At 44.4% G+C, this 9,017-nt stretch carries 3 protein-coding genes; 2 read left to right on the top strand and 1 reads right to left on the bottom strand.

Features of this window, described 5'->3' with window-relative positions:
* Positions 1-1,265 (bottom strand): DNA polymerase III subunit alpha (dnaE, locus tag ACE5CV_RS13015; protein ID WP_374950613.1); only part of this gene is annotated, 1,265 nt, incomplete at its 3' end.
* A 303-nt stretch (positions 1,266-1,568) separates the two neighbouring features.
* On the opposite strand from dnaE, the gene ACE5CV_RS13010 reads away from it, so the two are divergent.
* Both ACE5CV_RS13010 and ACE5CV_RS13005 read left to right on the top strand, forming a co-directional pair.
* Positions 1,569-6,695, top strand: coding sequence for a translocation/assembly module TamB domain-containing protein (locus ACE5CV_RS13010; RefSeq protein WP_374950612.1), 5,127 nt, complete (start codon positions 1,569-1,571; stop codon positions 6,693-6,695).
* Complete coding sequence (locus ACE5CV_RS13005) at positions 6,692-8,947, top strand: BamA/TamA family outer membrane protein (protein WP_374950611.1); 2,256 nt, start codon at positions 6,692-6,694, stop codon at positions 8,945-8,947. The genes ACE5CV_RS13010 and ACE5CV_RS13005 overlap by 4 nt, the downstream gene beginning before the upstream one ends.
* Positions 8,948-9,017 lie beyond the last annotated feature (70 nt).

Raw genomic sequence — 9,017 nt, 5'->3', positions numbered from 1 at the left:
ATATCGGGCATGCTCTTACGATCCGGGTTCAGGAAACGTTCGAACAGGAGGTTGTATTTTAGCGGGTCGATATTGGTTATACCCGTACAATAGGCCACTACTGATCCCGCTGCAGAACCACGGCCCGGACCAATAAATACGCCCATATCACGCCCTGCCCTTATGAAATCGGCCACGATCAAAAAGTACCCGGCAAAACCCATGGTACGAATGGTAAACAGCTCGAAGTTGATCCGCTCTTCTGCTTCGGGGCTAATATCCTTATAACGCTCTTTGGCGCCTAAGAAAGTTAAGTGCTTTAAGTACTCCCATTGGTTCAGGGTATCCGCATCGGGTGTCATATCACTGTGAATCTTAAACTCCGGAGGGATGACATAGTTAGGCAGCAGAATATCGCGCTTTAATTTCAGCGTATCTATCTTGTCGACGATCTCGCCCGTGTTATCTAACGATTCGGGGATATCGCTAAAAAGCTTACCCATTTCGGCCTGGGTCTTAAAATAAAACTGGTCGTTAGTAAAGCCAAACCGGTAACCCTTGCCACCTTCTTCGTCGGTTGCTATCGGGGTACTTTGCAAATCGCCGGTGTTTACACAAAGCAAAATATCATGCGCGTTTGAGTCCTGCTGATCCACATAGTGTGAATCATTCGAACAGATCACCTTAACATTATACTTTTTAGCAAATTTGGCCAGCACCAGATTCACCGTATTTTGCTCCGGGATATCATGGCGCTGCATTTCGATGTAAAAATCCTCACCAAACAGGTCAAGCCACCATTTAAATTCAATTTCGGCAGCGGCTTCGCCATCGCGCAAAATGGCCTGTGGGACAGATGCACCCAGGCAGCAGGTTGTAGCAATAATTCCTTTATGATATTTAAGGATCAGTTCTTTATCAATCCGGGGCCATTTGCTGTAAAGGCCTTCTATATATCCAAGCGAGCAAAGCTTAATAAGGTTTTTGTAACCCTCGGCATTTTTAGCCAGCATTAGCTGGTGGTAACGCTTATCTTTTTTGTCTTTGGTAAACTGCTTCTTGTGCCGGTCTTCTACCACATAAAACTCGCAGCCAACAATAGGTTTAACGCCATGTTTACCTGCTTCGGCCACAAATTTAAACGCGCCAAACATGTTACCGTGATCGGTAATAGCCAGGGCTTTCATACCGTCGGCTGCTGCTTTTTTGTAAAGTTTACCTATATCGGCAGCACCGTCAAGTAACGAAAATTGGGTATGTACGTGTAAGTGCGAAAATTCGGGCATGGGGCGTTCTCTCTATATCCTTAGTTTACAAATTTATCAAAAATCAAAAGGCGGTAAAGAATAGATATTGTCATGTTTTCCACATTTGCCCATCTATAGGCCACACTTTAACTGACCGGGCAAACCGTTGGCATGCTTTTTTTGTAAAGAAGGTATTACATACGTGCCGATATACATTTTCAGGGCGGTTCCGCCCGTTTTGCGACAAACAATTAGTTTGATACAGGTGTTAAAAACCAGTATTAAATGGCGTTTTGCACATTATTTGTACAACTATAAGTAGTAACCCTAACCTTACACGATTTGGAACGATTTGGACGTATAGCCCTTAAAACAATTCTCTGGATAATTGCAAGTGTCATTTTTTTGATATTGCTTGTAGTTATTTTAATACAGGTGCCCGCAGTACAAAACTTTGCAAAGGATAAAGCTGTAACATTTTTACAAAACAAAATTCACACTAAGGTACAGATAGGGCACATTAGCCTTGGCTTGCCCAAATTGCTGGTTTTGGAAAACGTTTACTTTGAAGATCAGAAAAAAGATACCCTGATTGCGGGCGATAAACTTAAGGTAGACATCACTTTGATGAAACTGCTAAAGAACAAAGTTGAAGTGAACGAAATTAACCTGGAAGGCATAACTGCAAACATTAGCCGCGGGCCCGATAGCTTATTTAATTTCGACTATATTATTAAGGCATTTGCAGGCGAGCAGAAAAAGGAGCCAAAGCCGGAAGATACGACATCGACCATGCAGTTTTCTGTAGACAAGATCATCCTTGACCGGATCAACGTAAAATATAAGGATGTAACTACCGGTAACGATGTTAAATTTTTACTGGGCCACTTTGATACCCGCATTAAGGATTTTGATCTGGAGAAGATGAAGTTCACTATCCCTAAAATAAACCTGAGTGGGGTTAACGCCAAGATCATCCAAACACCCGCAGGGTCGTCTGTTGCGCAAACTGCAGCTGTTGATACCGCCGTTAAGCCTTTGAACATGGACCTTTCTCTTGGTGAGATCAATATTGATAAGGTGAAGGTTGACTACCGCGCTTCAGAAATGGACGCCAGTGTTAACCTGGGCAAGTTTGTGGTGAATATGGACAAGATTGACCTGAAGAACCAGTTTGTAGGCATCAAAAACATTACGCTGGATAACACCACTGCCGGTTTGCGATTTGCCAAACCAAAAACAGTGGTAAAGGCTGCAATTAACGCTGTTAAAAAGCTGGATACCCTGGTGTCTAAACAACAAACGGCCAAAGGGTGGACAGCCGCACTAGGCAAGATCACATTTACCAATAACAATATTAAGTTTGATAACGATGCACAGAAATCTATCCCCCGCGGGCTGGATTTTGGCCACATGGATATCAAGAACCTGAACGCCGACGCCGAGAACATCGCCTACAACCCGGACAGCCTTTCAGGTAAGATCAATTCATTTACATTTAGCGAAAAAAGTGGTTTAAAGATCAATAAATTTCATACCGCCTTTTTTTACGGGCCAAAAAGCGCTTACTTAAAAGATTTGTTAGTTGAAACCCCTCAATCGGTCATTCAAAAGGACTTGCAGGTGGGTTATCCGTCTATTGAATCGCTTACCAAAGACCTGGGCAAATTAAGCATCAACGCTAATTTAGATGGCAGCAAACTGGCGCTGAGCGATATATTACTGCTGGTACCTACCATGTCGGCTATGGAGCCATTTAAATCCTCGCCTAATACGGTACTCAAAATTAACGGCCGTGTTAACGGTACGGTGAATAACCTGCGCATTCCAAATATTGAACTTAGCGGCTTTGGTAACACTTACGTTAAAGCGTCTGCCACTATGCGTGGCCTGCCTGATGTAGAGAAGGCTTATTTCGACCTTAATATTACCGATTTCCGCACCAGCAGTTATGATATTGCGCGTTTAGTGCCTAAGGGCACCATACCGCCAACCGTAAGTATTCCGCCTAACATGAACCTTAAGGGGACTTTTAAGGGTACCATGAAAAACTTTAATACCAACATGAACCTGCGCAGCAGTTATGGCGCGGTCGACCTGGTGGCTGCCATGAAAAGCGGAAAGCGCAAAGGCAGTGAAACTTACTCGGCCAATATTAAAGCCAATAACTTAAACGTTGGGGCACTTACCAAAAACCCTAAAATGGTAGGTATGGTTACCATGACCGCCAATATTAAAGGCGCCGGCCTTGATCCAAAGACAGCCAGCCTGCAATTTAACGGTAAGGTAGCAAGCGCTTATGTGAAAGGATATAATTATAAAAACCTGGTGTTAAACGGTACCGCCCGCAACGGCGCTTATGTAGCCAGGGCCCGCATGATTGATCCAAATATCAACTTCACGCTGAATGCCAAGGCCAACATGAACAAAAAATATCCATCGGTAAATGCAACCTTACTTGTGGACAGCATAGACCTGCAGAAACTGCATTTTACCACCAACGTAATGCGTTTCCATGGAAAGATAGTTGCTGATGTACCAACTGCCGATCCGGATTATTTGAATGCCAACATCCTGGCAACCGACCTGCTGGTGAACAACGCGGGTACACGCATTAACTTGGATACGGTCAGCCTGATCTCGACCGCCAACGCCGACAGCAGCTCGTTACGCTTAAAAACGCCAATGTTTTACGCACACATGGGGGGCAAGTATAAGTTAACAGAAATAGCACCTGCCGTTCAGGACGTGATAGATAAATATTACAATACAAGCCTGGGCAGCAAAACGCCGCGCGCCAAAGTGAAATATTCGCCGCAGCAATTCACATTTGATGCCCGCTTGGTTAAAACCCCGCTGGTGGAAAAATTTGTACCTGATCTTAAACAGCTTGACCCTGTGTTATTTAACGGACGTTTTAACAGCACATCGGGCGAATTGATTGTCAACGGATCTGTACCAAGGGTTATTTATGGTACCAATACCGTAAACAATATGAAGCTGGCCATTAATACCGGCAATAATGCTTTGAACTATAACTTAACGGTAGATGAGGTAAAAGTCGGTTCGTCGTTAGACTTATTATACACCAGCATCTCCGGTGCAGCACAAAATAATAAACTGGGCATTAGCCTGCAGGTACGTGATGCTACCCGCAAAGAGCGTTACCGTGTTGCGGGTACTTTTGCCGCACTGCCAGACCAGTTCCAGTTTAGCTTTTTACAGGACGGCGTACTGCTTGACTACACCCCCTGGGCAGTAAATCCGGATAATGCCTTATTTTACGGCAAAAAGGGTATACTGGCCCACAACTTTAGCCTTACAAACTCTAACCAGGTTTTGAGTGTCAACAGTAATTCGGGAGAGTTCAATTCACCTATAACGGTTGATTTCCGCAACTTCCGGATAGAGACCATTACCAAAATGGCCAAACAAGATTCGTTACTGGTTGGTGGTGTGATAAACGGAAACGCGGTGGTAAGCAACTTCCAGAAATCACCGCTATTTACAGCGGCGCTAAATGTAAACGACTTTAACTTTAAAGGTGATACCGTAGGCAACATCGCACTAAAGGTTAATAACCAAACTGCAAACGCCTATGCTGCGCAGATGAGTATTACCGGTAAAGGCAACCAGGTAGATATGAATGGTGTTTATTATACGCAACCCGAAAGCCGGTTCGATTTGAATTTGAACATCGTAAACCTGAGTATGAAAAGTATCGAAGGGTTTAGTTTCGGCAGTATCCGCAACTCGAGTGGTAACATTACCGGGGCGCTTAAAATAACGGGGACCACAAGTGCGCCGGCCGTGCGGGGCGACATCAACTTCAACAAAGTAGCATTTAATGTATCGATGCTGAACTCCTATTTTACTATGCCGAAGGAGAGCATCACGTTTAACGATGAAGGCATTCGCTTTAACGATTTTACGCTGGTTGATTCCACCAATAATAAAGCTATCATCTCCGGTTCCATCTACACTAAAACCTATACCGACTTTAAATTCGGGATGGACATCCGCATGAGTAACTTCCGGGTTATTAATTCAACTAAGGAAGATAATAAGCTATTCTACGGTAAACTGTTTATGGACGCCAATGTGAAGATCAGGGGCGATATGGCTAAACCAGTAGTAGATGCCAACCTTACTGTAAACGACAAAACTGATTTTGCCATCGTGTTGCCAACATCCGACCCGGGCGTTGAAGACCGCGAGGGCGTAGTAGAGTTTGTAGATAACAGCGCGCCAAAAATGGATTCAATACTCCTTGCACGACAACTGGATTCGCTCAAGAAATCAGAAATTACCGGCCTTGATGTTACTGCGACGGTAAACATTGATAAGAACGCAGCCTTTACCATTGTAGTTGATGAGCGAAACGGTGATGTAGTACGATTGAAAGGCGAGGCGCACTTAAACGGTGGTATCGACCCAAGCGGAAAAACCAGCTTAACCGGTACTTACACGGTGAACGAAGGATCTTACAATTTGTCGTACGCTACTGTAAGCCGCAAGTTTAACTTTAAACAGGGTAGTACCATCACCTGGACAGGCGATCCGACAAGTGCCAACATTGATCTGACGGCTACCTACGTTGCAAACGTACCACCGATAGACTTAGTTTCGAACCAGTTAGGAGGCGAATCTAACACTACGCAGTACCGGCAAAAACTTCCGTTCAATGTCGATCTTAATTTGCGGAATGAGTTGCTAAAACCAACTATTACCTTTGATATCACTTTGCCGGAGGGTAATTTAAATGTATCATCAGATGTAAAAACAACTGTTGATACCCGACTGGCACAAGTACGGCAGGACCCGAACGAACTGAACAAACAGGTTTTGGGCGTATTAGTGCTGGGCCACTTTATTGGTGATAACCCGTTACAAAGCCAGGGCGGCAGCGCAGGCATTGGCGGCGCTATCCGTAACAGTGTAAGCAGTTTATTGAGCGATCAGTTGAACAGCCTTGCAGGTAATTTAATTTCGGGTGTCGACCTCAATTTTGGTTTAACATCCGGCGAAGATTATTCATCAGGTACTGCTACCAACCGTACCGATTTAAATGTAGGCCTTTCTAAACGCTTCCTTAACGACCGCCTTACCGTATCGGTAGGTAACAACTTTAACCTGGAAGGCGCGCAGCAGGGGCAAAAAACATCAAACATTGCCGGTAACGTATCGGTAGGCTATAAGATTACTAAAGATGGCCGCTATTCGCTGCGGGCTTACCGTAAGGATGAGTATATCGTAATACAGGGCCAGGTAATTGAGACCGGGTTAGCCTTTACCCTTACTGTTGACTATAACCGCTTCCGCGAGATCTTCAGGAAACGTAACAGGGAAGAACGCGAGATGCGCAAAAAATACAAAGAAGAACAAAAGGTGAAAGAAGAGCAGGAAAAAGCGCAGCAGCAGCAAGATAAAGAAATGAGAACTAAGACCCAGACCACGACCACACCATGATAAAACGTTTAAGATATCTATTATTTGTTGCTGTATTATTAAGTGCGTGCAGTACCACCAAGTACCTGGCCGATGGGCAAAAACTATACACCGGCCCCGAAATTAAAGTGATAGACAGCACCAAGAAAGCAGATAATAAAGCAATAAGTGCCGAACTGAAAACCTTAGTTCGCCCCAAGCCAAACGGAGCTCCCTTAGGGCTTCGGGTTAAATTATGGCTGTACTTCAAAACCAAAGCACGCAAAGGCTTTATCCAGAAATTCTTTAGTAAGTATGGCGAACCACCGGTGCTGATCAGCCAGGTAGATCTGGCCAAGAACAGTACGATCATGCAAAACCGTTTACAAAACGAAAGCTACTTTCAGGCAATGGTAAGCGGCGACACGGTGAGCAAAAAGAAAACAGCGAAAGCTGTTTTCACAGTACTTCCCGGTCCGTCATATACCATCAGAGACGTTACCTTCCCGGTAGCTACCGACAACAGTTTAGATACTGCAGTACGTGGCACCATGAAAGAAACCCTGCTTAAGAAGGGCGCAAAATACAACCTGGATATCATCAAATCTGAAAGGTTGCGCATCGACACCCGCTTAAAGGAAGAAGGTTTCTTTTACTTTGCGCCGGAGCAGTTGATCATTCAGGTAGATAGCACTATTATTAACCACCAGGTTGATTTGAATGTGCGTATTAAACCAACCACTCCCGAGCGAGCACGTGAGATCTATTCAATCCGTAATATTTACGTTTATCCTAACTACTCACTAAGGGATACCTCGTTAAAATTAGATTCGGCAAAAGCATACCGCTGGTATAACATTGTCGATCCTCGTAAAACGGCAAGGCCCTACCTGTTTGCCAATACGGTATTGCTGCATCCTAATGATACCTACAGCCGCACGGTACATAATAACTCGCTAAACAGATTCATTAACCTGGGGCCATACCGGTACGTTAAGAACCGCTTTGAGGATGTAACGCCGGATTCTCCTAAGCTAGACGTTTATTATTTCCTGACCCCATACAAGCGCAAGTCATTACAGCTGGAGCTGCTGGGGCGTACCACATCTGCTAACTACACCGGTTCGCAAATTAACCTGAGCTGGCGTAATCGTAACGCGTTTAAAGGCGGCGAATTGCTAACCTTTACCCTATTTGGTAGCACAGACGTACAGGTTGGCGGGCAAAATGGCGGTTTCAATGTGTTTCAATACGGTGCGCAAACCTCGCTATCATGGCCAAGACTTATCAGTCCGTTTAATTTCAAATCGGCTAACGCCTATATTCCGCGGACGGTACTTACGTTAGGTTATACCTCAACAGACAGGCAAAAGCTATATTCTCTCAACACGTTCTCGGGATCATTTGGTTACCAGTTTAAAACGGATATACATAAATTGCATGAGTTAAACCTGCTGGAAATATCATCTACAAAATTAAGAAGGGTAGATAGTTTGTACATTGACAGTATTAATAATCCAAACAACCGTAATCCGGCCTTGAAACACGTTATTGATCCGCAATTTACATGGGGCCCAAGTTATGCTTATACTTACGATAACACGACGGAAGATTATCGTACGAACAGTATGTATTACCGTGGCAAAGTAAGCCTGTCCAATAATTTGTACGGTATTATTAGCGGGGCAGATACACTTGCCGGAAAAGAGAAAAAGTTCCTGGGATCTACATTTAACCAGTATGTTAAAGCCGAGGCAGAGTTCAGGTTTTTTCATAAGATAAATTCAGGCAACAAAATCGCTGCACGCATTTTGGCAGGCGCAGGTTTACCTTATGGTAACTCTACTATTTTGCCATACAGCCAGCAGTTCTTCATAGGCGGGCCAAACAGTTTACGAGGCTTTAGGGCACGTTCGATCGGGCCGGGCAGTGTCGACGCCACCGCGTTGAACAACGGTTTTGTGGCTGATCAATCGGGCGATATTAAGTTAGAGGCCAACCTGGAGTATCGTGCCAAGTTATTCAGTATTGTGTACGGCGCATTATTTGCCGATGCTGGTAACGTTTGGAATGCAAAACCACACCAGGCGGGCGGTACATTCGGGCCAAACTTTTACAAACAACTGGCGGTAGATGCAGGCTTCGGTCTAAGGTTTGATGCTACCGTGCTGGTATTGCGTACTGATTTGGGTTTCCCGCTGTTAACCCCATATATTAACGGCAGCGGCAGTCGCTCGGTATCACCAAGTTTCCGTACCGCTATCTTTAACCTGGCTATTGGTTATCCGTTTTAATAATAGTTACCGGTTAAGTTAAATACATTTGCAACACAGCACCTTAAAGCGCTGTGTTGCTTTTTTTAAA

Origin of the sequence: Mucilaginibacter sp. (assembly GCF_964263795.1) — a bacterium.
Lineage (GTDB): Bacteria > Bacteroidota > Bacteroidia > Sphingobacteriales > Sphingobacteriaceae > Mucilaginibacter.
Note: the sequence above shows the minus strand (reverse complement) of the source record. Positions and strands in the feature narration are given on the sequence as shown.